The organism is Variovorax monticola, from assembly GCF_051216855.1.
Lineage (GTDB): Bacteria > Pseudomonadota > Gammaproteobacteria > Burkholderiales > Burkholderiaceae_C > Variovorax.
In genome coordinates this window covers 35,088-58,168 of the sequence record NZ_JBPJZP010000009.1, presented here as the reverse complement: position 1 = coordinate 58,168, position 23,081 = coordinate 35,088, and the positions used below count along the sequence as shown (strand labels likewise).

Annotated in this window: 28 protein-coding genes and 1 pseudogene; 10 read left to right on the top strand and 19 right to left on the bottom strand. The window is 66.5% G+C overall.

The genetic code is table 11. From position 1 onward, the window contains the following. Nucleotides 1–58: 58 nt before the first annotated feature. Nucleotides 59–697, bottom strand: coding sequence for a response regulator transcription factor (locus ACSFA5_RS29775; protein ID WP_435447649.1), 639 nt, complete (start codon nt 695–697; stop codon nt 59–61). Continuing rightward, a complete protein-coding gene (locus ACSFA5_RS29770; protein WP_435447648.1) occupies nt 694–2,196 on the bottom strand; it encodes a sensor histidine kinase in 1,503 nt (500 codons plus the stop codon). Before ACSFA5_RS29770 ends, ACSFA5_RS29775 begins: the two co-directional genes overlap by 4 nt. A gap of 62 nt (nt 2,197–2,258) precedes the next feature. Here ACSFA5_RS29770 and ACSFA5_RS29765 point away from each other — a divergent pair, with 62 nt between their 5' ends. Beyond that, nucleotides 2,259–3,335, top strand: a complete 1,077-nt coding sequence (locus tag ACSFA5_RS29765; protein ID WP_435447647.1) for a DUF72 domain-containing protein — start codon at nt 2,259–2,261, stop codon at nt 3,333–3,335. On the opposite strand, the gene ACSFA5_RS29760 is transcribed toward ACSFA5_RS29765, so the two are convergent. The 7 genes from ACSFA5_RS29760 to ACSFA5_RS29730 all read right to left on the bottom strand — a co-directional run bounded on the left by ACSFA5_RS29760 (nt 3,332) and on the right by ACSFA5_RS29730 (nt 8,379). Then, nucleotides 3,332–3,823, bottom strand: a complete 492-nt coding sequence (locus ACSFA5_RS29760) for a RidA family protein (protein ID WP_435447646.1) — start codon at nt 3,821–3,823, stop codon at nt 3,332–3,334. The genes ACSFA5_RS29765 and ACSFA5_RS29760 overlap by 4 nt on opposite strands. A gap of 86 nt (nt 3,824–3,909) precedes the next feature. After that, entirely contained in the window at nt 3,910–4,230 is a 321-nt protein-coding gene (locus ACSFA5_RS29755; RefSeq protein ID WP_435447645.1) for a non-heme iron oxygenase ferredoxin subunit, read from the bottom strand. Nucleotides 4,231–4,252: 22 nt separating this feature from the next. After that, nucleotides 4,253–5,221, bottom strand: a complete 969-nt coding sequence (locus ACSFA5_RS29750) for a Bug family tripartite tricarboxylate transporter substrate binding protein (protein WP_435447644.1) — start codon at nt 5,219–5,221, stop codon at nt 4,253–4,255. Next, a complete protein-coding gene (locus ACSFA5_RS29745) occupies nt 5,218–5,586 on the bottom strand; it encodes a chorismate mutase (protein ID WP_435447643.1) in 369 nt (122 codons plus the stop codon). Before ACSFA5_RS29745 ends, ACSFA5_RS29750 begins: the two co-directional genes overlap by 4 nt. 10 nt (nt 5,587–5,596) lie before the next feature. Continuing rightward, nucleotides 5,597–6,076 carry an aromatic-ring-hydroxylating dioxygenase subunit beta gene (locus ACSFA5_RS29740; RefSeq protein WP_435447642.1) on the bottom strand — a complete coding sequence of 160 codons (480 nt, stop codon included), beginning with the start codon at nt 6,074–6,076 and terminating at the stop codon, nt 5,597–5,599. Next, nucleotides 6,073–7,338, bottom strand: coding sequence for an aromatic ring-hydroxylating dioxygenase subunit alpha (locus ACSFA5_RS29735; RefSeq protein ID WP_435447641.1), 1,266 nt, complete (start codon nt 7,336–7,338; stop codon nt 6,073–6,075). Before ACSFA5_RS29735 ends, ACSFA5_RS29740 begins: the two co-directional genes overlap by 4 nt. 42 nt (nt 7,339–7,380) lie before the next feature. Beyond that, nucleotides 7,381–8,379, bottom strand: coding sequence for a 2Fe-2S iron-sulfur cluster-binding protein (locus tag ACSFA5_RS29730; protein WP_435447640.1), 999 nt, complete (start codon nt 8,377–8,379; stop codon nt 7,381–7,383). A gap of 127 nt (nt 8,380–8,506) precedes the next feature. Here ACSFA5_RS29730 and ACSFA5_RS29725 point away from each other — a divergent pair, with 127 nt between their 5' ends. After that, nucleotides 8,507–9,439: a LysR family transcriptional regulator gene (locus ACSFA5_RS29725; RefSeq protein WP_435447639.1), complete on the top strand. Its 933-nt coding sequence runs from the start codon at nt 8,507–8,509 to the stop codon at nt 9,437–9,439. A gap of 28 nt (nt 9,440–9,467) precedes the next feature. On the opposite strand, the gene ACSFA5_RS29720 is transcribed toward ACSFA5_RS29725, so the two are convergent. Further along, nucleotides 9,468–9,941 (bottom strand): 2'-5' RNA ligase family protein, encoded by a 474-nt coding sequence (locus tag ACSFA5_RS29720; protein WP_435447638.1) that lies wholly within the window; start codon nt 9,939–9,941, stop codon nt 9,468–9,470. A 322-nt stretch (nt 9,942–10,263) separates the two neighbouring features. On the opposite strand from ACSFA5_RS29720, the gene ACSFA5_RS29715 reads away from it, so the two are divergent. Continuing rightward, nucleotides 10,264–10,878 (top strand): porin family protein, encoded by a 615-nt coding sequence (locus ACSFA5_RS29715; RefSeq protein WP_435447637.1) that lies wholly within the window; start codon nt 10,264–10,266, stop codon nt 10,876–10,878. 20 nt (nt 10,879–10,898) lie between these two features. Here ACSFA5_RS29715 and ACSFA5_RS29710 read toward each other — a convergent pair whose 3' ends face one another. The 3 genes from ACSFA5_RS29710 to ACSFA5_RS29700 all read right to left on the bottom strand — a co-directional run bounded on the left by ACSFA5_RS29710 (nt 10,899) and on the right by ACSFA5_RS29700 (nt 13,577). After that, nucleotides 10,899–12,167 (bottom strand): type II toxin-antitoxin system HipA family toxin, encoded by a 1,269-nt coding sequence (locus ACSFA5_RS29710; protein ID WP_435447636.1) that lies wholly within the window; start codon nt 12,165–12,167, stop codon nt 10,899–10,901. Between the two features lie 4 nt (nt 12,168–12,171). Then, on the bottom strand, nt 12,172–12,672 hold the full coding sequence (locus tag ACSFA5_RS29705) for a helix-turn-helix domain-containing protein (protein ID WP_435447635.1): 501 nt from the start codon (nt 12,670–12,672) through the stop codon (nt 12,172–12,174). Nucleotides 12,673–12,992: 320 nt separating this feature from the next. Further along, nucleotides 12,993–13,577 (bottom strand): TetR/AcrR family transcriptional regulator, encoded by a 585-nt coding sequence (locus ACSFA5_RS29700; protein WP_435447634.1) that lies wholly within the window; start codon nt 13,575–13,577, stop codon nt 12,993–12,995. Nucleotides 13,578–13,712: 135 nt separating this feature from the next. Here ACSFA5_RS29700 and ACSFA5_RS29695 point away from each other — a divergent pair, with 135 nt between their 5' ends. The 5 genes and pseudogenes from ACSFA5_RS29695 (at nt 13,713) to ACSFA5_RS29675 (ending at nt 17,134) form a co-directional block, all read left to right on the top strand. Continuing rightward, entirely contained in the window at nt 13,713–14,501 is a 789-nt protein-coding gene (locus ACSFA5_RS29695) for an SDR family NAD(P)-dependent oxidoreductase (RefSeq protein ID WP_435447633.1), read from the top strand. 36 nt (nt 14,502–14,537) lie between these two features. After that, the gene (gene acuI, locus ACSFA5_RS29690; protein ID WP_435447632.1) at nt 14,538–15,524 is read left to right on the top strand and encodes an acrylyl-CoA reductase (NADPH); all 987 of its coding nucleotides are present in this window, start codon (nt 14,538–14,540) and stop codon (nt 15,522–15,524) included. A gap of 19 nt (nt 15,525–15,543) precedes the next feature. Continuing rightward, nucleotides 15,544–15,717 (top strand): annotated as a pseudogene (locus ACSFA5_RS29685) (alpha/beta fold hydrolase); the annotation flags it as partial. 133 nt (nt 15,718–15,850) lie between these two features. Continuing rightward, a complete protein-coding gene (locus ACSFA5_RS29680) occupies nt 15,851–16,852 on the top strand; it encodes an NADP-dependent oxidoreductase (protein WP_435447631.1) in 1,002 nt (333 codons plus the stop codon). A gap of 9 nt (nt 16,853–16,861) precedes the next feature. Then, on the top strand, nt 16,862–17,134 hold the full coding sequence (locus ACSFA5_RS29675; RefSeq protein WP_435447630.1) for an SDR family NAD(P)-dependent oxidoreductase: 273 nt from the start codon (nt 16,862–16,864) through the stop codon (nt 17,132–17,134). Nucleotides 17,135–17,159: 25 nt separating this feature from the next. Here the strand turns inward: ACSFA5_RS29675 and guaA are convergent, their stop codons facing one another. The 4 genes from guaA to guaB form a co-directional block, all read right to left on the bottom strand. Then, entirely contained in the window at nt 17,160–18,776 is a 1,617-nt protein-coding gene (gene guaA / locus ACSFA5_RS29670; protein ID WP_435447629.1) for a glutamine-hydrolyzing GMP synthase, read from the bottom strand. Nucleotides 18,777–18,787: 11 nt separating this feature from the next. Continuing rightward, nucleotides 18,788–19,222, bottom strand: coding sequence for a type II toxin-antitoxin system VapC family toxin (locus ACSFA5_RS29665; protein WP_435447628.1), 435 nt, complete (start codon nt 19,220–19,222; stop codon nt 18,788–18,790). Continuing rightward, nucleotides 19,219–19,467: a type II toxin-antitoxin system Phd/YefM family antitoxin gene (locus ACSFA5_RS29660; RefSeq protein ID WP_435447627.1), complete on the bottom strand. Its 249-nt coding sequence runs from the start codon at nt 19,465–19,467 to the stop codon at nt 19,219–19,221. Before ACSFA5_RS29660 ends, ACSFA5_RS29665 begins: the two co-directional genes overlap by 4 nt. A 77-nt stretch (nt 19,468–19,544) precedes the next feature. Next, on the bottom strand, nt 19,545–21,014 hold the full coding sequence (gene guaB, locus ACSFA5_RS29655; protein WP_435447626.1) for an IMP dehydrogenase: 1,470 nt from the start codon (nt 21,012–21,014) through the stop codon (nt 19,545–19,547). 138 nt (nt 21,015–21,152) lie between these two features. Here guaB and ACSFA5_RS29650 point away from each other — a divergent pair, with 138 nt between their 5' ends. Next, nucleotides 21,153–21,680, top strand: a complete 528-nt coding sequence (locus tag ACSFA5_RS29650; protein ID WP_435447625.1) for a DUF4124 domain-containing protein — start codon at nt 21,153–21,155, stop codon at nt 21,678–21,680. A 16-nt stretch (nt 21,681–21,696) separates the two neighbouring features. On the opposite strand, the gene ACSFA5_RS29645 is transcribed toward ACSFA5_RS29650, so the two are convergent. Together ACSFA5_RS29645 and ACSFA5_RS29640 are read right to left on the bottom strand one after the other, a co-directional pair. Beyond that, complete coding sequence (locus ACSFA5_RS29645) at nt 21,697–22,041, bottom strand: RnfH family protein (protein ID WP_435447624.1); 345 nt, start codon at nt 22,039–22,041, stop codon at nt 21,697–21,699. Beyond that, nucleotides 22,041–22,487 carry a type II toxin-antitoxin system RatA family toxin gene (locus ACSFA5_RS29640; RefSeq protein WP_435447623.1) on the bottom strand — a complete coding sequence of 149 codons (447 nt, stop codon included), beginning with the start codon at nt 22,485–22,487 and terminating at the stop codon, nt 22,041–22,043. Before ACSFA5_RS29640 ends, ACSFA5_RS29645 begins: the two co-directional genes overlap by 1 nt. 63 nt (nt 22,488–22,550) lie before the next feature. Between ACSFA5_RS29640 and smpB the strand changes: the two genes are divergently transcribed. Then, the gene (gene smpB / locus ACSFA5_RS29635) at nt 22,551–23,027 is read left to right on the top strand and encodes an SsrA-binding protein SmpB (protein ID WP_435438324.1); all 477 of its coding nucleotides are present in this window, start codon (nt 22,551–22,553) and stop codon (nt 23,025–23,027) included. The last annotated feature ends 54 nt before the right edge of the window (nt 23,028–23,081 follow it).

The following is a 23,081-nucleotide window of genomic DNA, read 5'->3' as shown; positions in this document are numbered from 1 at the left end:
TGTAGAAAACCTGGGGCCAGGCAGCCATTCGTACGGCTACGCGCGGCGCTCCGTAGAACTACGCAGTGCGCTCCACCAGCACGGCGTAGCGCCGGATCAACTGGGCCAGCGAATCGCAACCGAGCTTGGCGAACAGGTTGGCGCGGTGCGTCTCGACCGTGCGCGGTGACAGCGCCAGTTCGCGCGCGATCTCCTTGTTGGTGAGCCCCTGCACGATGAAAGCCAGCACCTCGCGCTCGCGCTCCGACAGCTGCGCCACCTGCTCACGCGCCGCGTTGTCGGCCTGCGAACGTTCGCGCGAGCGCACATGCTGACGCACCGCGTGCTGCAACGCTTCGAGCAGCTGCTCGTCGTCGACCGGCTTTTCGAGGAACTCGGCCGCGCCGGCCTTGAAGGCACGGCGGCACATCTCGACGGTGCCGTGGCCGGTGAGCATGATCACCGGCTGGTCCACCCCCTGCGTCACCAGGCGGTCGAGCACCGTGAGCCCGCTGATGCCGGGCATGCGCACGTCCAGCACGATGGCGCCCACGCTCGCACGGTCGAAGCCGTCGATGAAGGCCTGCGGGTCGGCCCACGCCTGCACGCGCAGGCCGACCGTGCCGATCAGCAGCGACAGGCTGTCGCGCACCGCCTGGTCGTCGTCGATCAGGTGGATCAGCGGCGACTGCGGCTGGTGCGTGGCGGGGGCGTTCATGGCGCGCGCTCCGCGGTGGGCGCGACGAGCGGCAACAGCAAGGTGAAGCGCGCGCCGCGCGGCGACACGTTGGCCGCGCCCAGGCTGCCGCCCATGCCGCTGGCCAGCGTTTCACTGAGGCTCAGGCCCAGCCCCAAGCCGCCTTCGCGCGTGCTGAAGAAAGGCTCGAACAGGCGCGGCAGCGCCTCGGGCGCAATGCCGCGGCCGTTGTCGGTCACGGTGAGCACGCCCTCTTGCCCGTTGCGCCCGACCGACACCACGAGGCGGCGTTCGGCGGCGGGCACCAGGTCGAGCGCCTGCAGCGCGTTCATCAGCAGGTTGTGCACGATCTGCTCCAGCGCCACGGCTTCCGCCTGCACGCGCACCGGCGCCTGGGCCGTGGCGTCGAACTGCGCGGCGACGGTGCGCTGCGCGAACTCGGGCGCCAGCAGGTGCATGGCGCTGCGCACCACCTCCTGCAACACCAGCGGCTTCATGTCGCCGCCGGCTTCGGGCCGCTCGATGACGCGCCGCAGGCGCCCTACCACGCCGGCCGCGCGGCGGGCTTGCTCCACGGCCTGCCCCATCGCGTCGCGGGCGGTGGCCAGGTCCGGCGGATCGTCGTCGAGCAGGCGGCGCGCGGCCTGCGCGTTGGCCAGCACCGCCGTCAGCGGCTGGTTGAGTTCGTGCGCCAGTCCGGCCGACAGCTCGCCCAGCGCGTTGAGCCGCGCGACCTGCCCGAGCCGCAGCAGCTCTTCGGCACGCCGTCGCGCGACGCGTTGGCGCTGCGCGGCCCACAGCCCCGCCAGCAGCGCGGCCATGGCCGCCGCCCAGGCGGCGATGCCGCGCCACGGCAGCTCGCCCCACCCCACCTGCCGTTCGGCCACCACGTCGAAAGGCTGGCTGGGCGACGCCAGCGCCTTGGTCAGCCCGAAGCGCCAGCCGCTGGCGGCCGGCACGCCGGATTGCAGCACCAGTTGCTGCCCGTCGCGCTGCAGGCTCAGACGCACCGGGCTGCGCTGCGGGTTCATCGGCCAGTCGCGCCAGGGCACGGAGCCGGCCAGGTCGATGTCCAGCGCATAGCTGAAAGGCGTGGCGCCCATCACGAGCACATAGCGGCCGTGCGCCAGGTCGAGCGTGGCGAGTTCGGCGCGGTGCTGGTCGCGCGAACGCGCTTCCGCCGCGGCCAGCGCTTGCGCGGTCGTGCCCATCTGCGGGGTGTCGGGCCAGGGCTCGTCACGCTCGCGCCGCTGTACGCGAAGGATCGACGAGTACACCGACGGCAGGCGCTGCTCCGGACGGTCCGCGCCGGTGCTGGGCTCCAGCAAGGCGAGCGTGGCCAGCACGGCGTCGTACTGCACCATCTGCTGGCTCAGCAGGCGGTGCGCGATGCGCACGTCGGTCTCGAAGTCCTGGTGCATCTGCGCGAGCTCGGCGCGCGCGATCCACACCGCGCCCACGGCGGTCAGCGCCAGCCATGCCAGCCACCAACCACCCTGCGTACGCAACCACTGTTTCATGGCGCGGATTGTGCCCGCCGCTGCAGGCCCGATCGATGTGGGACGAGAATGCGGCCCCAGACATGGCTGAAGTACAGGACTCTCTTTTCCCCGAGCTGCCGCGCCCTGAAGAGGCGCCCGTGCCAGCGCCCGCACTTTCCGAGGCCGAAGCGCCTGCAAGGAAGAAGTCGCGCACGGGCAACGTCGAGCCGGCGCCGACCGACCCGGCCCTCGTCGCGCTGGCCGCAGCGCTGTCGCCGAACCTGCGGCTGGGCACATCGTCATGGAGCTATCCGGGTTGGGCGAATCTGGTGTGGGATGGCGAATACGCCGAGAGCGTGCTGTCGAAGAACGGCCTCCACGCGCTGTCGAAGCACCCGCTGTTTCGCACCGTGAGCCTGGACCGCAACTTCTACCGCGCCCTCACCGCGAGCCAGTACGCCCGCTACGCGGCCATGGTGCCCGACGACTTCCGCTTCATGGTGAAGGCGCCGAGCCTGGTGAGCGACGCCACCGTGCGCGACGAAAGCGGGCGTGGCATGCAGGCGAACCCGGTGTTCCTGAGCCCGGAGATCGCGCGACAGGAGTTCGTGCTGCCCGCGCTCGAAGGGCTGGGCCACCGCATCGGCGTGCTGGTGTTCCAGCTGAGCCCGATGCCGGGCCACATCCTGGCCGACCAGCCCGCGCTGCTCGCGCGCATCGCCGAGATGCTCGATGCGTTGCCCGACCTGAAGCAGGTCGCGCCCGACGCGGTGGTCGCCGTCGAGGTGCGCGACCCGCAGCTGCTGAACCCCGCCTTCGCCGCGATGCTGCGCAGCGTGGGCGCCACCTTCTGCATGGGCCTGCACGCCAAGATGCCGCCCATCGAAGACCAGTTGCCCATGCTGCGCGCGCTGTGGCCCGGGCCGCTGGTGTGCCGCTGGAACCTGCACCGGCGGCACGGCCGCTTCGGCTACGAGGACGCGGAAAAACTCTACGGCCCGTTCGACAAAATCGTCGACCCCGACCCCGAAACCCGCGCGGCGCTGGCCAAGGTGATTGCCGGCACCACCCGCGCGGGCCAGAACGCCTTCGTCACCGTGAGCAACAACGCCGAAGGCTGCGCGCCGCTGACCATCGCGCAGCTGGCGCGCGACCTCACCGGCCTGGCGTCGCCTTAGCCGATGTTCTGCTTGGCGGCGACGGTCATCTCGACCTCGACAGTCGCGTTCTTCGGCAGCGCATAGACGCCGACGGCCGTGCGCACATGCACGCCGGCGTCGCCGAACACGCGGTGCAGCAGGTCGGACGCGGCATCGGCCACCTCGCTTTGCTGCGTGAAGTCGGCCGTGCACTGCACGAACACGCCCACCCGCAGCACCTTCTCGACGGCATCGAGCGAGCCGAGCGCCCTGCGCAGCAGCGTGAGGCTGCGCAGCGTGCAGATCTGCGCGCCCTCCTGGGCCTTGGCCAGCGACACCGTGTCGCCGACACGGCCGGTGACCACCACCGTCGTGCCCACGCGGGGTACCTGCCCGCTGAGGTAGACCGTGCGGCCGTCGCGCACCAGCGGCACGTAGTGGCCGCCGGCAAGAATCTCGCCGTCGAAGCTGTGGCCCAGCTCGGCGGCAATCTGGTCGGCGATCTGGTCTCGGGTCGTTTCTGTCATGGCTGTTCCGTGAAAGGGAGCGTCATTGTCGCCATCCCCTTCGCTGCAGAACAGATACAGACGGCGCGCATCGAGGGCAGAACAGATCAGCCCTCGAAGGCCAGGAACACCCGCCCGCCTTCGATCTTCACCGGGTAGCTGCGCAGGTCCTCGGTGAGCGGCGCGCACATCGCCTTGCCCGTGCGCACGTCGAAGCGCCCCTGGTGCAGCGGGCATTCGATCTCGTGGCCTTCCAGGAAACCGTCGCACAGCCGCGCATGGCCGTGGGTGCAAATGTTGTCGGTGGCGTGGATGCCGTCGTCGGTGCCGTAGAGCGCGATGTCTCGCCCCTGCACCTCGATGCCGACCACGTCGTCGGCGGGAACGTCGTCGACCGCCGCGGCGTCGACCCAGGTCGTCGTGCTCATTGGGTGTCCTTGTTCTGTGGGTTCAGTTGTCAGGCTTGATGCCGGCCCGCTCGATCACGGGCTTCCAGCGCTGCAGTTCCTCGACCATGAACTTGTTCAGCGCCTCGGGCGTGCTGCCCACGGGGTCGAAGTACGCGGTCTGCAGGCGCTTGAGCGTCTCGGGCTCCTTCAGCGCCGCGGCAATCTCGCGGCTCATGCGCTGCACGATTTCCGGCGGCGTGCCCTTGGGCGCCATGTAGGCGAACCACGGCACGGCCTGGATGTCGGGCAGGCCCGATTCGCGCAACGTCGGCAGGTCGGGTAGCAGCGCCGAGCGCTCGGCCGAGGTGACGGCCAGCGCCTTCAGCCGCCCGGCCTTGGCCTGCGGCATCACCGTGACCGGCGGCAGGCAGGCGTACTGCACGTCGCCCTGGATGATGGCCGTGACCGCCTGGCCCGAGGAGGCATACGGGATGTGCACCGCGAACGAATTCGTCTTGAGCTTGATGAGCTCCACGCCCAGGTGCGAGATGGAGCCGTTGCCGGTCGATGCGAAATTGAACTTGCCCGGGTTCTGCTTCATGGCCGCGAGCCAGCCCTTGACCGAATCGACGTTCATCGCATTCGACACCGCGCACACGTTGGGCGTGGTGGCCGCGAGCGACACCGGCACCAGGTCCTTGAACGGGTCGTACGGCAGGTTCTTGTAGAGGATGGTGTTGTAGACCAGCGGCGCGTTCACCGACAGCAGGAAGGTGTAGCCGTCGGGCTGCGCCTTCGAAGCCTGGTCGGTGCCGGTGTTGCCGCCCGCGCCGGGCTTGTTGTCGACGATCAGCGGCTGGCCGATGCGCGCGGACAGCTTGTCGTTGACGATGCGCGCCAGGATGTCGGGCGACGAGCCAGCCGCGAACGGCACCACGATGCGGATCGGGCGCTGCGGCCATTCCTGCGCATGCGCGGCGGCGGCCATGGCCAGCGCGGAGAAGGTGATACCTATGCGAAGCGAGCTCATGGCGTGCCCTCCACCGCCACCATGGCCAGGTGATCCTGCTGCTCACGCGCGATGAACCCCGCGATGAGCGCCAGGTAGGCGGCCTCGACCACCTCGGGGTAGGCACCCTCCTTCGCGGCCAGCGCCTTCACCTTGTCGATCACCTCGTACTGGCGCTGCGGCGCCGACACCTGGAAGGCGTCGCGCTTGAAGCGCGCCGCGTCCTTCACGTAGCGGCCACGCTCGGCCAGCAGCGCGACGATCTGGCGGTCGAGCCTGTCGATGTTCTCGCGCACCTCGGCCAGGTCGGCGCACAGCGGCTCATAGGCGGGGTCGGTGAAGCGGCGCAGCGGCGCGCCGTGTGTCTCTGGTTCTTTTTCTTGCATGGCTCTGTTGTCAGATGGGGTAGATGATGGAGTTCGGGATCATTTCGCTGTCGAACACGCACAGGCGCGACGCGAACTTCAGGCCCTCGGGCGTGGACACGACCTTGTCGATGTAGCGCCCGACGTTGAATACCGTCGAAGGCCCGTCGAGCTTGGTGCGGAACACCGCGTAGTTGGCCTCGCAGTGGACCGTGCCGTCGTCGTCGACCCCGTGCACCAGCGGCAGCCCGACCACGTGGCGCTGGTAGTACGGGTCGTGGAACAGCGTCTCCTTGATGCCGTAGACCCGGTCTTCCAGCATGCCCCGGCTCTCGAACGAGAGGGTGGCCAGCGGCAGGTTGCGCTCGTGGTTCTCGCGCGGCTGCAGGCGGTAGCTGCACTGCTCGATGAAGAACGCGGGCCACAGGTCCCACTGGCCGGAGTCGACGGCATGCGCGTAGGCCGCGTAGAGGCGGGCCAATTCGAGATAGGCGTCGGCATCGAGTTTCATGCCGCCTCCATCACTTCACGCCAGTAGCGGTACATGCCGCGAATCAGCGTCTCGGTCACCATGTGATCGGTGTTCTCCACTTCGCGCCCACCCAGTTCGGCCAGCGTTCGGTGGTAGGGCTTCTGCTCGAAGCCCTGCTGCGAGAACTCGATGACTTCGCCGTCGTCGGCCGAGACGAAACCCGCCGGCCCGAACAGGTTGGCCTGGCGCAAGCGGCGCTGCGTCATCTCTTCGGTGTCGTCCTCGAAGCCGAAGTGCGTCCACACGAAGTCGAAGGCGTCGTGCCCCGCGGGCTGGATATGGCGCGTCGACACGCTGTTGACCTGTTGCTGAAGAATCAGGCTCGGAAACAGCGTCATCAGCACGGCGGTCGGGCCCTTCCACCAGTCTTCCTGCACGATGTCGAGAAAGCGCGGGTCCTTCAGCTGCATGCTCTCCTTGAAGCTGGACACTTGAGTGACTTGCGCGACCTGGCTTGCCTTGCCGCCGGTGCCGCGCGTCGAAATCATGGCGGCGTGGCGGCCGCGCGCGTCCATCTTCAGCTCCGACTTGTTGTCCGCGCGCCAGAGCCCGAAGGTCACGAACCAGGTGTGCAGCAGGCCCGGGTGGTAAGGGTCCTTGATGTTCTCCTGCATCAGCTTCCAGTTGCCCGGAATGCGCTGGCGGCTGTAGCCCAGGATGGTGAGCTTGCGACCGTCGAACAGGCGGTCGAAGTAATGCAGGATGTCGGGCCCCAGAAAGTCTTCGAGCGATTCGACCTCGTGATCGAACGACGCGAACACCACGCCGCCGCGCGAGGCCACCTTGAGCTTGTTGAGCCCGTGGTCCTCGGTCTTGAAGTCGGCGGGCATGCCGCCGTTGACCTTGCCGTCCTGCTTCACGCCCCGTCGAAACGGCACGCCCTGCAGGTCGCCCTTGAGCGTGTAGTTCCACTGGTGGTAGGGGCAGACGAACTCCTTGCGGTTGCCATGGCGCTCGCGACAGAACTGCATGCCGCGGTGCGCACAGACGTTCTCGAAGACGTGGAGTTCGCTCTCTGCGTCGCGCGACAGGATGACCGAGCGCTCCCCGATGGAGGTGCGCTTGAAATCGCCCGGGTTCGGAATTTCGGCTTCGAGCCCCACGTAGCACCAGTGCTTTTCGTAGAAGAAGCGCTGCAGCTCCTTCTTGTGCAGCGCCTCGTCGGTGTAGGCCATGAAGGGAATGCGGCTGCTCTTGTCGCTCTCCCATTTGAGTTCGATGGGGAACACTTGCGTGGTCATCGCGGGTCTCCTTTTTTGGGGGGTCTGTCCGTCGGATTCTTCTCAGGTGCCTTGCAGGTAGAAGGCATCGGCATGCGTCTGCTCGGGCGCCAGGCCGCGGCCGCGCACCAACTGCGTCACGGCCTCGACCATCGGCGGTGAACCGCACAGGTAGGCGCGCCAGCCGTCGAGGTTGCCGGGCCAATCGGCGCGGATGGCGTCGGTGATCAGGCCCACGCGCTGGTTGTCACGTGCCGGGCCGGTGACGACGACCACGTGCACGTTCAGGCCGGGGTGCTGCGCCTGCAGCTCGCGCAGCTCTTGCAGGCCGTACACGTCGGCATCGGAACGCATGCCCAGGTAGAGATGAATCGGCTGCACGAGCCCGGCGGCAATCGCGCCGCGCACGATCGACAGGATGGGCGCAAGCCCCGTGCCGCCCGCCGCGCACAGCATCGGGCCCCCGTGCTTCGTGCGCAGGTACGCCGTGCCGAGCGGCCCGCTCACGCGCACCGGATCGCCGACTTTCAGTTGCTCGAAGATGTGCGCCGTGACGCGCCCGCCGGGCACCTTGCGCACATGGAATTCAAGCTCCGCGTCGCGGCTCAGGCCGGCCATCGAGTACGGCCGCGCCAGGTCCGGCGCGAACTGCAGCTGCGCGTACTGGCCCGGAGAAAACTCCAGCGGCTTGTTCGGCTTCAGGCGCAGGCGGCGGATGTCGTGCGTGAGCACATCGATGCCGGTGACCGTGGCCTTGAGAATGCGCGCCGGATGCACCACGACCTCGTCGGGCTCCGGGATCTCGATGGCGCAGCTTTCGGTCAGCGTGGTCTGGCAGGCCAGCACGTAGCGCTCGCCCTGCCCGTCGGGGCCGTCCGGGCGGATGGCGTCCTGCCCGGCATCGAGCACCTGGCCCGACACCACCTTGCAGCGGCAGGTGCCGCAGCGCCCGGACATGCAGCTGTACGACACCGGCACGTGGTGCTCGCGCAGCACTTCGAGCAGGTTCGCGCCGGGGCGGACCTCGAGGGTGCGGGCAAGGGGGTGAATGTGCAGGTCCATCGTGGGGTTCTGTTGCGCCGGCGTCGGGTCCGGCTTGTCTCTTGAGACGGATGATGCGCGGCCACTCTCGATTGACCAATAGAATTTGGTGAATCATCTTCATCACTGCACTGAATAAAGGTGCGTCATGCAACTCAAGGACATCGACCTCAACCTGCTGCTGGTGTTCGACCGCATGCTGGCCGAAAAGCGCGTCTCGGCCGTGGCCGCTTCGCTCGGCCTGTCGCAGCCGGCCATCAGCAATGCGTTGGCGCGGCTGCGCAAGCTGCTGGGCGACGAGCTGTTCCTGCGCACCGCGCGCGGCATGGAGCCCACGCCGTTCGCGTTGCAGCTCGCCGAACCGGTGGCCTATGCCATGGGCGCGCTGCACACCGCGCTCAACCAGCAGGTGGTGTTCGACCCCTCCACGAGCACGCGCGGCTTCACGCTCGCGATGACCGACATCGGCGAGATCTACTTCACGCCCAAGCTGATGGCAGCGCTGGCTGCCGCGGCACCGGGCGTGACCATCAGCACGCTGCGCAACAACACCGCGACGAACCTGCGCGACGAGCTGGAGGCCGGCCATGTCGACATCGCCATCGGCCTGCTGCCGCAGCTCAAGGCGGGCGTGTTTCAGCGCCGGCTGTTTTTGCAGCGCTACGTGTGCCTTTTCTCGGGCACGCATCCGCTCGCGCGAAAGCGCAGCCTATCGCTCAAGGACTTCAGCGCGGCCGACCACGTGCAGGTGCAGGCCGCCGGCACGGGCCACGGCAAGGCGGACGACGTGATGGCGGCGCAGGGCATCCAGCGGCGCATCCGGCTCAAGGTGCCGCACTTCGTGGCCATCGGCCACATCCTGCGATCGAGCGGCATGATCGCGACCGTGCCCGAACGGCTGGCGCAGAGCATCGCCGAGCCCTTCGGCCTGGTGTGGCGCCCGCACCCGGTGGCGCTGCCGCAGATTGCCATCAACCTGTTCTGGCACGCGAAGGTGCACCGCGACCCGGGCAACCAGTGGCTGCGCGGATTGCTGTTCGACAACTTCTCCGATGGCGACCAGGGTGCGGGCTCGAGCTGATCTGCGGACCCGTGGCGGCGCGTTCGTGTCAGGCGAGCGCTGTGTCCAGAGGGGGGTCGGGCCACCGGCCCAGCACCTCGTGCACGCCCTCGCCCACATGGCTGTCGATCAGCACGAGCGAGCCTGCGGTCCACTTGACGGGCGCTTCGAGCGCGTGCTTTTCCAGCTTGCGCCGTGCGTAGGCCAGGGTCATGTGCGGCGTGAAGGCGCGCGAGGGTTTCAGGCCGGCGTCGGCCAGCGCTTCGCCCAGGCGCTGCCGGAACGCCATGAGGGCCGCAGTGTTCCTTTCTTCGTCGGCGCACAGCACCAGCGCGCCTTTGGTGTAGCTCATGGCGTGGTCGAAGACGATGTCGAATGCCGGGGCCGCGACCATGGCGGCCGCGCTCGAGGCCTGCGCCACCTTGTCGGCCGGCACTTGCGCGTAGCCGCCCAGGTCGAACAGCGTGACATGCAGGCGATGCGCTGCGACCGGTGTTCCCTTCAATGCGTGATGCGAGTTCATGCGTTCGCCCAGCGCCTCGATCGAGGTTGCGTCTTGTGCGTGGGGAAGCAGTGCGAAAAAGAGCGAGTGCGGCAACGCTTGCTTGCTGCGCGCCTTGCTTCGGGGGCGCGGCAAGGGCCGCGGCGGGGGATCGATACCGGGAAGAAGAAACTGTTCTGACATGCCTCGATCATCGCCCATGGCTTGCGCGCTTCATGCGCCCTTCAGCAAGTGCCAAGCAGGTCTTCAGACTGGTTTTCGAGAATCGACGCACACGGGTGGACGGCGCAATCGCCGTCTGCCCGTGACACCGATCCCAACGACTCCAACCAGGAATTTCATCTTGAAGCATTCGACAGCCTGCACCCTCACCTTCTTCGCCGCACTTCTTCTGGGCACCGCCGCCGTGGGTGCGCATGCCGCCGGCTCCGAGCAGGACACCGGCTTCTATGCGGGCGGCGCCATCGGCCGTTCGAGCTTCAGCCTCTCGTCGGCCGGCAGCGCACCGGTGCCGTGGGGCGGCGAGAAAAACAGCAAGGCCGGCACCGCGTACAAGCTGTACGGCGGCTACCGGCTGACGCAGCACTTCGGCGTGGAGGCCGGCTATGCGCGCCTGGGCCGCGTGAGCCAGTGGACCTCGGCCTACGGCGTTTCCACGCTGCAGAGCGGCTCGGGCCAGGCCTTCTATGCGGCGGCCACTGCGCGCCTGCCGCTGGGCGAGTCGTTCGCGATCAACGGGCGTCTCGGCATTGCGCACGGGCGCATTTCCGGCGGCGACAACGGTGCACCGGGCAACCAGCGTTTGACGGGCGGCGCCAACGGCGTGATGGCGGGCTTCGGTGCCGAGTACCGCGTGACGCAGAACCTGGCCATCACCGCGGACTACGACTACTTCGGCAAGCTGTCGAAGCAGGCCAAGGGCGGGATGCTGACGGTGGGCTTGAAGGCGAGCTTCTAGCCGGCGCCCGCGCCGCCTGATCAGCCCGCGAGTCGAAACGCCGCAGCCATCCGCTCTTGCTCTCGCGCGCGAATCTGCAGGCCACGGGCGATCTTGGGCCACTGCTTCACCACGGCCTGGCCGCGCGCGACGATCTCGTCGGCCAACTTGCCGGACACCCGAAAGTACGGCGCCACCGAACGCGCCAGATCGAGATCCATCGCGTTGTCGGCTTCGCTGACGTTGAGCTTCAAGCCTTGCGACTCGGCGACCGGATTCATGTCGTATGCATCGGACAGGCGCCAGCCCTTGCCGGGCACGAGGATGAAGCCGTGGTTGCGCAGGTGATCGTCGGTGTTGGAGACCAGCATGTTGAACACCATGCGCGACCACAGTTCGCGCAGATCGGCGACGGTGTTCGCGCCATGATCGATCAGTACGCGGGCGATCTCCAGGTAGCTCGCCCCTGTCGATGCGTCGTCGCCGTCCAAGCGGCCGGTGAGTGTCATGGCCGAGGCGAAGTGGAGCCTGCCCTGGGGCGTTCGGTCGAAGCGCTTCACCAGGAAGGTGTGATGCGGGCTCGCGAACCTGCGGGCCAGGCTTTGCGGCACGGCCAGGCCGCAGCCCCTGGCCAGCGTCTGCACCACCAACTCCCAACCGCCGACGTCGTGCGCGTCGCGTACGCTGGGGAACTTGGCGATCCACAAATGCCCCTGCGGATCGACCACGCTGGCTTTGGGCCGCGCCCCGCCGAGCGAACCGCCGGGCGCAATCAGCATGCGCAGCCATTCGTCGGCCGCCGCAGAGGTGTTGTCTTCATCGCGCTCCAGCGCCATGCTGGCCGCTTCGAGTTCGCGCAGCTGCACGAAGGGTGGCGCTGCCGCGCCGTGCTGGTTGTCCAGGAAATCGCCGGCATCGTCGAGCCGAAGGCGCAGCGCGCCTGAACGATAGGCGTCGTGCACGCCCAGCAGGTAGTCCGATTCGTGCATGCGAAGGGCATGGCCGACCTGCCCTGTCCGCTGCGAGCGCTCGAGCCGGCGGCGCATCAACACACGGCCCCAGCGGTCCGGGCTGGCATCGGCGAACACGCCGAACGTGTCATGACCCTGCGGCGGGTGCTGCCGGCCCTCGAAGAGGCCCAGCCGAGGATCCAGATGCAGGTTCAAGGTCGCGGTGTGCGCCAGCGCGGCGGCTTCGAACTCGAACTCGAAGACGTCACGCCCTGCGCCGCGCCGGGCACGAAGCCATCCCAGGCGAAGCGGCGCGGCAAGCCCGACCCAGTCCGCGTAGACGGCGATGGTCTTGGCCATGCGGTCAGCGCGCCGTTTTTGTCGGCGCGGCCATGGGTTCGATCAAGGCGGCCAGCGCATCGGCACTGGAAAAACCGCCCGTCTCCATCCAGCTCGGCATGTCATTCGCAGGTTCCAGCGCCTGCGCAATCTGCTTTTTGGGGGGCGCCTTGCGCCGTGGAACGGACGGCGTGGACGGTGGGGCTGCGGGTACCGGGCGGCGGGCCTTTCGGGTGTGCGCGGGCAACTGCGCGTCCTGCAATTCCCTGCCCACGGGGTCTGCCTTGCCCAGCAAGTCGAGGTCTTTCTCGATGCCCAGAACCTGCATGACCGCAAGGTAGGCCCCCATGGTCACCCCTGAGCTACCTCGCTCCAGGCTCCTGAGCGTCATGGGCGACATTCCAGCCCGCTGCGCGACCTGCTTGGCCGGGAGCCGCCGGCGCAGGCGCGCCAGGCGAAGGCGTTCGCTGAACTGCAGAAGCAGGTCCTCGGAGGCGGGGAGCAGAGGGGCTGTTTTTTTGGCCATGGTGCCATTATTTTATTTTTCTCATGACATTATCGCCATAATATTATCTATTTTTGCTGCGGTCAGTCATGAGCAATGGGCTTTACAAGAGCAATATCGTGGCTTATTTAAGCAAAAGATGCCAGAATTTTGGCGTACCTTCGGTCTTGAGAACGAATTCGCCAACGACACAATCTGTTCCGCCATATCAGCGTGGAAAGTCTGTCGATTGCCGAGCAAGTGGTGGCAGGCGTATTGATCGAGGACTTTCGACTCACCTGAGATCGGAGGCGCACCTCCTGAAACGGGTGCCAGGAGGTCGAAGATCAGGTACGTCCTGACTACGCATCCAGGGGAGCCGGCAGCCTCGACAGGACTGCGGCGCGGCAGACATCCAGAATTTCATCGGCGAGAGGCGAGTCGTCAGGACACGCCCGCGACAGCACGATCGCGCCGATCACCTGCGCGAGGACGTCGATCCGCTGGGCGCGCATCTCGCCTGCCCGATCGCCCTCCTCCGGTGCGCCGCACTGGTTTTTCAGGTTCGACAGCAAGCTTTCGACGCCGGTCGCAAAAGCCCTCTTGATCGACTCCGGCTGACGCGCAGCGTCCCCGCACAGCGCGGCCATCGTGCAACCTTCACCACGACCGTCGCGATGCTCCCGGGAGAGGTATTGCGCGACGACACCCACCGCATCGATCCCTTCGGATTTGGCGGCCGACTGCGCAAAACCGCAGGTCGCCGCTTCCACCAGCAGGTCGGCCTTGGACCCGAAGTGCTTGTAGAACCCGCCGTGGGTGAAGCCTGCGACCGCCATCAAGTCCGCGATTCCCACCCCGTCGTAGCCACGCTCGCGAAACAGCGCAGCGGCCGTCTCGACGATGTGCGCCCGGTTCGCCTGCGCCTGCGCTTTGGTGACTTTCATGTTCAGGATCTCTCTGGGTATGCCATCGGTGAAGCTGTGAGTATTGCATTGATGTCAATCATCATCAAAGTCCTTGACAATTAAGATGACGATTGACATCATTAAGACATCACCCCTCCGATCAAGAGAAATCACATGACCTCCCATTCCACTGTTCTCATCACGGGCGCCTCGACCGGCATTGGCGCCATCTATGCCGACCGCTTCGCCCGCCGCGGCCACGACCTGGTGCTGGTGGCACGCGACAAGGCGCGGCTGGAAACGCTTGCTGCGCGGCTGCGCGAGGAAACCGGCGCTGCTGTCGAGATCCTCGCGGCCGACCTGACCCAGCTTGGCGATCTGGCCATAGTCGAGGCGCGCCTGCGCGAGGACGCCGCGATCGACACCCTGATCAACAACGCCGGGGCCGCGCTGTCCGGTCAGTTCATCGACCAGTCGACAGACGATGTCGCCCGCCTGGTCAACCTCAACACCACCGCGCTGGTAAGGCTGGCGAGCGCCGTCGCCCCGCGCCTGGCGCAGGCCGGCAAAGGCGCGATCGTCAACATCGGCTCGGTGGTCGGCCTGGCGCCCGAGTTCGGCATGTCGGTCTACGGCGCGACCAAGGCCTTCGTGCTGTTCCTGTCCCAGGGGCTGAGCCTGGAGCTCACGCCGAAGGGGGTCTACGTGCAGGCGGTGCTGCCTGCCGGCACCCGTACCGAAATCTGGGGGCGCGCGGGCATCGACAGCAGTGCGATGCCTGATTTGATGGACGCGGACGAGTTGGTGGATGCTGCGCTGGTGGGGTTCGACCGCCGTGAACTCGTGACCATTCCGCCGCTGCACGATGCCGCGCGCTGGGAGGTGTTGAACGGGGCACGCCAGGCCCTGATCGCGGACATCCGGCAGGCGCATGTGGCCGAGCGCTATCGAACCGCCGCCTGAAACGGCAAGAAGACTCCAGAACGAAAGAGACAGCACATGACGTTCAAGGCACTGCTCGCCAGCAAGACCGGCGACACCATTTCAACCAGCCTGGTCGACTTCAACGACGAGGATCTGATGCCGGGCGACGTCACCGTCGCGGTCGAGTACTCGACGGTGAATTACAAGGACGCGATGGCGCTCAGTGGCCGGTCACCGGTCATTCGCCAGTTTCCGCTGATTCCGGGCATCGACTTTGCCGGTGTCGTCGAGTCGTCGGCCTACCCTGGCCTGGTCGCCGGCGACCGTGTGCTCGCGACCGGCTGGGGGCTGAGCCAGACGCACCACGGTGGCTTCGCGCAGAAAGCGCGGGTGAGCGGTGATTGGCTGGTCAAGATCCCGGAGGTCTTTTCGACGCGTGACGCCATGGCCATCGGTACCGCCGGGTTCACCGCGATGTTGTCCGTGCTCGCACTGGAGCATGGCGGCCTCGTGCCCGAGCGTGGCGACATCCTGGTGACCGGCGGGAATGGCGGCGCCGGCTCCGTGGCGATCGCACTGCTGTCGGGCCTGGGCTATCGCGTGATTGCATCGACCGGGCGTCTCGAGGAAACAGAGTACCTGCGCGAACTGGGCGCGGCGGAGGTCATCGACCGCCGCACCCTGTCCGAAGCGGGCGCACCGATCGCCAAGGAGCGATGGGCCGGGGCCATCGATGCGGTCGGCAGCCATACGTTGGCGAACGTCCTGGCGCAGACCCGGTATCGCGGCGTGGTTGCGGCCTTCGGCCTCGCGCAGGGTGCGGACCTGCCGGCGTCCGTGCTGCCCTTCATACTGCGCAACATCACCCTCGCGGGTATCGACTCGGTCAATGCGCCGCAGCCTGTGCGGCTGCAGGCGTGGTCGCGTCTGGCCAGCGACCTGGACCTGAACAAGCTGGCACGGACCACCAGGGTGATTGGCCTGTCAGACGTTCCTGTAGTCGCCGGCCAGGTACTCGCAGGGAAGGTTCAAGGGCGCACCGTCGTCGACGTGAACGCCTGAGCGCCACCTTGAAGAGACGATGATTCCTGCCGACAAACACCCGGGTTCGCGCGTGCCCTGCATCGATGCCTCCAACCGATCGATCGATGTCGACGGGACTGCATTCGCGTACCGCGACCTGGGGCCGCGCAACGGCGTGCCGCTGGTCCTGCTCAACCACTGGGGCGCGGTCCTCGACAATTTCGACCCGCGTAGGCGGTCTCCTGGCCGCTGATCGCCAAAGGTTTGTTGACGCTGCGCGATCCGAAGACCTGCCTGTTCTTCACCTCCATGGCCGGCCTTCCTCAATGACCGAACAATCAAAAAAACCTGGACAAAATCCTCCCATGAGAGCTTTCATCATCGATCGATACGGAAAGAAAGAAGTTGGCCGCATCGGCGAAATGCCCGACCCCGAGGTCCGGGACGATGACGTTCTGGTCCAGATCCACGCGGCGAGCATCAACCCCCTGGACTCGAAGATCAAGAGCGGCGAATTCAAACTGATTCTCCCCTATCGCCTGCCGCTGGTCCTGGGCAACGACATGGCCGGAACGGTCGTGCGGGTCGGCGCTCGCGTTCGCAAGTTCAAGCCCGGTGACGAGGTCTACGCACGACCTGACGACGATCGCATCGGCACCTTCGCAGAGTTCATTGCAGTCAAGGAGTCGTCGCTGGCGCGCAAGCCCGTGAACCTCGGCATGGTCGAGGCCGCATCCCTTCCTCTGGTGGCCCTGACGGCCTGGCAGGTGCTGGTCGAAACCGCCAAGCTGAAAAAGGGACAGAAGGTGCTGATCCATGCCGGCTCCGGCGGCGTAGGCACCATCGCCATCCAGCTTGCCAAGCATCTCGGCGCGTTCGTGGCCACGACCACCAGCACGGCCAACATCGCCTGGATGAAGGCCTTGGGCGCGGACGTCGTCATCGACTACAAGCAGCAGGACTTCGCCGCGGTGCTTCGTGGCTACGACGTGGTGCTGAACAGCCTCGGCATCGACGAGCTGAACAAATCCCTCCAGGTTCTCAAGCCGGGCGGACATCTCATCTCCATCTCCGGGCCGCCCACACCGGCGTTCGCCGCCGCGCGAGGACTGGCCTGGCCGCTCCGGCAGGTGCTGCGCCTGCTGAGTTTCGGCATCAGGAGGAAGGCAAGGAAGAACGGAGTCGAATACACGTTCGTCTTCATGCGGGCCGATGGGGCGCAGTTGCGCGAGATCACCTCCCTCGTCGAATCGGGCGCCATCCGCCCGGTCGTCGACAAGGTATTCCCGTTTCAGGACATCCACAAAGCTTTGGCTTACGTCGACAGCGGGCGCGCCAAGGGCAAGGTCGTGGTGCAACGGGTGTAGCTGCCGCGCATGCGTCGCAACAAGGAGAGTGATTTGAGTACACACGCAAACCTCAACATCGGCAAACGCGCTCTGGTCACCGGCGCATCCAGCGGCATTGGCGCGGCCATCGCGCGTGAGCTCGCGGCGCTCGGCGTCGATCTGGTGCTACGAGCACCGCGTCGTGCTTCGGCGTGGCTTCTCGACGCGGCGGTTCGCGTCGCGTGTGGCGACTCAAGTGCTCGGCAGGCCGCGGTTGGCACTGCCGGAGCGAACAGCAACTCGAGACCGCAAGGGAGCTAGCGCAGAGACAACTGCAGGGGCGCCTTCATTCCCACTCGATCGTCGCCGGCGGCTTGCTCGACACGTCGTACGTCACCCGGTTGATGCCGCGCACCTCATTGATGATGCGGCCCGACACCTTCTTGAGCAGCGCATAGGGCAGCTCTGCCCAGTCGGCGGTCATGAAGTCGCTGGTCTGCACGGCGCGCAGTGCCACCACGTAGTCGTAGGTGCGCCCGTCGCCCATCACGCCCACGCTCTTGACCGGCAGGAACACGGTGAAGGCCTGGCTCGTGAGGTCGTACCAGCTCTTGCCGGTGTCGTCCTTGAAGTTGCGCAGTTCCTCGATGAAGATCGCGTCGGCGCGGCGCAGCAGGTCGGCGTACTCCTTCTTCACTTCGCCCAGGATGCGCACGCCCAGGCCCGGACCGGGGAACGGGTGGCGATACACCATTTCGGGCGGCAGGCCGAGTGCCACGCCGAGTTCGCGCACTTCGTCCTTGAAGAGATCGCGCAGCGGTTCGAGCAGCTTCAGGCCGAGCTGCTCGGGCAGGCCGCCCACGTTGTGGTGGCTCTTGATCGTGACGGCCTTCTTGCTCTTGGCGCCGCCCGACTCGATGACGTCGGGGTAGATGGTGCCCTGCGCCAGGAAGGTCGCGCCCTTGTGGCCGCCATCACCGGCCTTCAACTTCGCGGCTTCCTGCTTGAACACGGTGACGAACTCGCCGCCGATGATCTTGCGCTTGGCTTCGGGGTCGCTCACGCCGGCGAGCTTGCCGAGGAACAGGTCGCTGGCATCGACGCGAATCACCTTCGCGTTGAGCTTGCCTTCGAACATCTCCATGACCAGGTCGCCTTCGTTCAGGCGCAGCAGGCCATGGTCGACGAACACGCAGGTCAGCTGGTCGCCGATGGCGCGGTGAATGAGCGCGGCCGCCACGCTCGAATCGACGCCGCCCGACAGGCCCAGGATGACTTCTTCATCGCCCACCTGCTCGCGGATCTTCTGCACGGCTTCGGCGATGTGGTCGTGCATGACCCAGTCGGGCTTTGCGTCGCAGATGCCGAGCACGAAGCGCTCGAGCAGCGCCTTGCCCTGCACGGTGTGCGTGACCTCGGGGTGGAACTGCACGCCGTAGTAGCGGCGCGCCTCGTCGGCCATGCCGGCAATGGGGCAGCTGTCGGTGCTGGCCATGAGCTTGAAGCCCGGCGGAAGTTCGGTGACCTTGTCGCCATGGCTCATCCACACATTGAGCATGCCGTGGCCTTCGGGCGTGGTGAAGTCGGCGATGTCCTTCAGCAGCGCAGTGTGGCCGTGGGCGCGCACCGCCGCAAAGCCGAACTCGCGCTTGTGGCCGCCCTCGACCTTGCCGCCGAGCTGGTGGGCCATGGTCTGCATGCCGTAGCAGATGCCGAGCACCGGCACGCCGAGGTCGAACACGGCCTGCGGGCACTTGTCGGTGGTGTCCTCGTACACGCTGGCGTGGCTGCCCGAGAGGATCACGCCCTTCAGGTGGCCGTCGGCGGCGTACTCGCGCACCCATTCGTCGGTGACGTCGCAGGGATGCACTTCGCTCAGCACATGGGCTTCGCGCACACGGCGTGCGATCAGCTGGGTGACTTGCGAGCCGAAATCGAGGATGAGGATCTTGTCGTGTTGCATGGCGAGAGGACTCAGAGCGTTGAAATGTCGAACAGCTTGACGCCCGCCTTGGGCGCCGCCTGGATGAGTTGCTCGTCGAAGGTGGCGAGCGGGAGATCGAGCGACCTGGCGAGCCAGAGGTAGCCCGCGTCGTAGAGCGAGACACCGGCGTCGATGGCCACGGCCAGCACGGCCTTGTGCTGCGCGGGCGCGAGTTCGTGCAGCTCCACGCGGTGGCGGATGGCGTCGAGCACGCTCCACAGCCCTTCGACCGCGGACGAAGGAATGCGGCCGCTGCGCACGCCGTTGGCGAGGATGTTGGCGCACTCCCATTGCCAGGCGTTGGGCGCCTGCGGCTCGACCTCGTCGCGGCGGATGGCGGCGTAGAGCTTGCGGGTGTGTTCGCTGGCCTGGTCGGGCAGCAGCCAGGCGGCGGTGACCGAGGCGTCGATGACGAAGGCGGTCACGGTTGGCGCCCTTCTTCACGCAAGGCGCGCATCGAAAGACCGGGTTGGATGGTGGCGTGCAGCGCGTCGATCTGGCCGAGCTCACGCGCGATCTGCGCGTCGGTGATGACCGGCTTGCGGCGCACCGGCAGCATGCGCACGACTTCCTTGCCGTGGCGGGTGATACGAACCTCCTCGCCCTTTTCGACCAGGTCGATCAGGGCGGAGAAGTTGTTCTTGGCTTCAGCGATGCCGATGGATTGCATTTGGGCCAGAAAAATTGAATCTGGCCCGAATTCTAAACTCAGTCTGGCCTGACTTTCAAGGTCTGGCCAGATTGAGCTTATTCAGCCCGGTAGTTCGGCGCTTCTTTGGTGATCTGCACGTCGTGCACATGGCTCTCGCGGATGCCGGCCGTGGTGATCTCGACGAACTCGGCCTTGTTCTGCATGTCCGCGATGGTCGCGCAACCGCAGTAGCCCATGCTGGCGCGCACGCCACCGGCCATCTGGTAGACGATGGAGACGATCGAGCCCTTGTAGGGCACGCGCCCTTCGATGCCTTCGGGCACCAGCTTGTCGGTGTTGGGGTTGCCGGTGGTCGATTCCTGGAAGTACCTGTCCGCACTGCCCTGCTGCATCGCGCCGATGGAGCCCATGCCGCGGTAGCTCTTGTAGCTGCGGCCCTGGTACAGCACGATTTCGCCGGGCGCTTCTTCGGTGCCGGCGAACATGCTGCCCATCATCACGGTGCTGGCACCGGCGGCAATCGCCTTGGCGATGTCGCCCGAGTAGCGCACGCCGCCATCGGAGATCAGTGGAACACCCGTGCCGTGCAGCGCGGTGGCCACGCTGTCGACCGCCATGATCTGCGGGACACCCACGCCCGCCACGATGCGGGTGGTGCAGATGGAGCCCGGGCCGATGCCGACCTTGACCGCATCGGCGCCGACATCGGCCAGTGCACGAGCGGCATCACCGGTGGCGATGTTGCCGCCGATGACGTCGACCTGGGGATAGTTGCGCTTGACCCAGCGCACGCGCTCGATCACACCGGCGCTGTGGCCATGGGCGGTATCGACCACGATGGCGTCGACGCCGGCCTTCACCAGCGCTTCGACGCGCTCTTCGGTGCCGTCGCCCACGCCCACCGCCGCGCCCACGCGCAGGCGGCCGCTGGCGTCGCGTGCGGCGTTGGGGAAGCTGGTCTGCTTGGTGATGTCCTTGACGGTGATCAGGCCCTTGAGCTCCCAGTCGCTGTTGATGACCAGCAGGCGCTCGAGCTTGTACTTGTTGAGCAGCGCCTTTGCATCGGCCAGCGTGGTGCCGTCGGGCACGGTGATGAGCTTGTCGCGCTGCGTCATGATTTCGCTGACGGGCACGTCGTAGCGGGTTTCGAAGCGCAGGTCGCGCCCCGTCACGATACCGACGACCTTGCCGCCGTCGATCACCGGAAAGCCGGAGATGCCGAGCTGGTCGGACAGCGCCATCACCTGGCGCACCGAGTGCGTGGGCGTGATCACCACCGGGTCGCGCAGCACGCCCGACTCGTAGCGCTTCACGCGGGCCACTTCGGCGGCCTGCTGTTGCGCGGTGAGGTTCTTGTGCACGATTCCCATGCCGCCCTCCTGCGCGATGGCGATCGCGAGGCGGGCTTCGGTCACGGTGTCCATGGCCGCCGAGACGAGCGGCAGGTTCAGCGTGATGTTGCGGGAGAGTTTGGTGGCGAGAGAGGTGTCCTTGGGCAGGACCTGGGAGAACGCTGGCACCAACAACACATCGTCGAAGGTGAGCGCTTTGCCGAGAAGGCGCATGGGTGAAGCTCCAAAAGACGGATTGTAACGAGGCGCCCGCAGGGTTTGCCGGCCCGGGCTTTTCAGCCGCGTTGCAAAAGCACCCCATGCCATCCGACGCGGATGTTGCAAAAAGTAAGGCAAGGCTAAAATTCGCGCATGAAATTCGTGCACTGGCTGGTATTGGGATGTGTCGTTGCGCTGCCGCTGTCCGCAAGCGCCCAATGGCAATGGCTCGACAAGAACGGCAAGAAGGTCTTCAGCGACCAGGCGCCGCCGCCCGACGTTCCAGAGAAAAACATCCTGCGACGCGTCGGCCCGCCGCCGGTTGCACGCTCTACCGCGAATCCCAATGTGGATGCTGCGCCCGCGGAAGGCGCAGCCGATGCCGCTGCCGCACCGAAGACAGGAGCGGCCCCCAAGCCGAGCGGTGTCGACAAGGAGCTCGAAGAAAAAACCAAAAAGGCCGAAGCCGACGAAAAAGCCAAACAGGCTGCGGAAACAGCCAAGGCCGCCAAAGCCAAGGCCGACAACTGCGCCCTCGCACGTCAGGGCAAAGCCACGGTCGACAGCGGCGTGCGCATCGCCAGGGTCAACGCCAGCGGCGAGCGCGAGATCATGGACGACTCCGCGCGCGCCGCCGAGCAAAAGCGCATTCAGTCGGTCATCGACAGCGACTGCAAGTGACGGCGACGCGGCAGCGTCAGTAGCCGGCTGCGCCGCCCTTGCGGCGGGTCGCGAAAAGACCGGTTCCCCGTGCGCCCTGGCGCTGAAAGCGCTCCCGGCGCGCGACCTTCGGGTCGACCTGGAGGGGGCGGCACAGTTCGATGCGGTCACCGTCTTTCAAGGCCTGCTCCCACTCGACCGCCTTGCCCCAGATGCCCGGTGTGGTGGCGTGGCGCCAGTCCAGGTCCGGAAACTGCCGAGACAGGCCGCTGGCCTTGACCGCATCGGCCAGCGTGGTGCCGGGCACAAGCCGCAGCGTCTGCTCGAACACCTCGCGCGCCGCGGGCGAGCAGTTCAGGGTGACCTCGATCACACCGGTCATCAGGTCGCGCCGTAGACCTGTTCGGCGCGCTTGACGAAGGCCTCGACCAGGCTGGAGGCGATGGTGTCGAACACCGGCCCCACCAGCGCCTGGAGCGCGAAATTGCTGAAGCCGTAGCTCAGGTGCAGCTCGACGCGGCAGGCGCGCTCGCCCGCTTCGCCCACGGGCACGAACTTCCATTGACCGTCGAGGTTGGAGAACGGCCCGTCGACCAGCTTGAGCTGCACTTCGCGCCCCGGTACGTGGGTGTTGCGGGTGGTGAAGCTCTTGCGCAGGCCGCCGAAGGACAGGCCGACTTCGGCGGTCATGCCGGCCTCGTCCTGCTCGACGACGCGCGACTTGTCGCACCAGGGAAGAAACTGCGGATACTTGGCCACGTCGGTGACCAGCGCGTACATTTCTTCGGCGCTGTACCAGATGAGGACGGACTTGTTGACTGTTTTCATAGAATCGGCACAGCGTGCGCGACGGATTGTATTGAAGCCATGCAGCCCCAACATTCCTGAGTCATGGCCACAAAGAAACAAGATACCTCCTCCCGCATTGCCGACAACAAGAAGGCCGCCTACAACTATTTCTTCGAAGAGCGTTTCGAGGCCGGCATGGTCCTCGAAGGCTGGGAGGTCAAATCCCTGCGCGAAGGCAAGGTGCAACTGACCGACGGCTACGTGGTGATCCGCGAAGGCGAGTTGTACGTCGTGGGCCTGCAGATCAACCCGCTCAAGAGCGCCTCGACCCACGTCAGTCCCGACTCGATCCGCACCAAGAAGCTGCTGCTGCACAAGGAAGAAATCCGCCGCTTGGTCGGCAAGATCGAGCAGAAGGGCTACACGCTGGTGCCGCTCAACCTGCACTGGAAAGCCGGCAAGGTGAAATGCGACATCGCACTGGCCAAGGGCAAGGCCGAGCACGACAAGCGCGACACCATCAAGGACCGCGAAGGCAAGCGCGAGGTCGAGCGCGCCATGAAGAGCCGCAGCCGCTGAATCTTTTTTTCTTGCAGGCGATGGAATAAAAGACACGCTGCGGGCGTTTGTGCG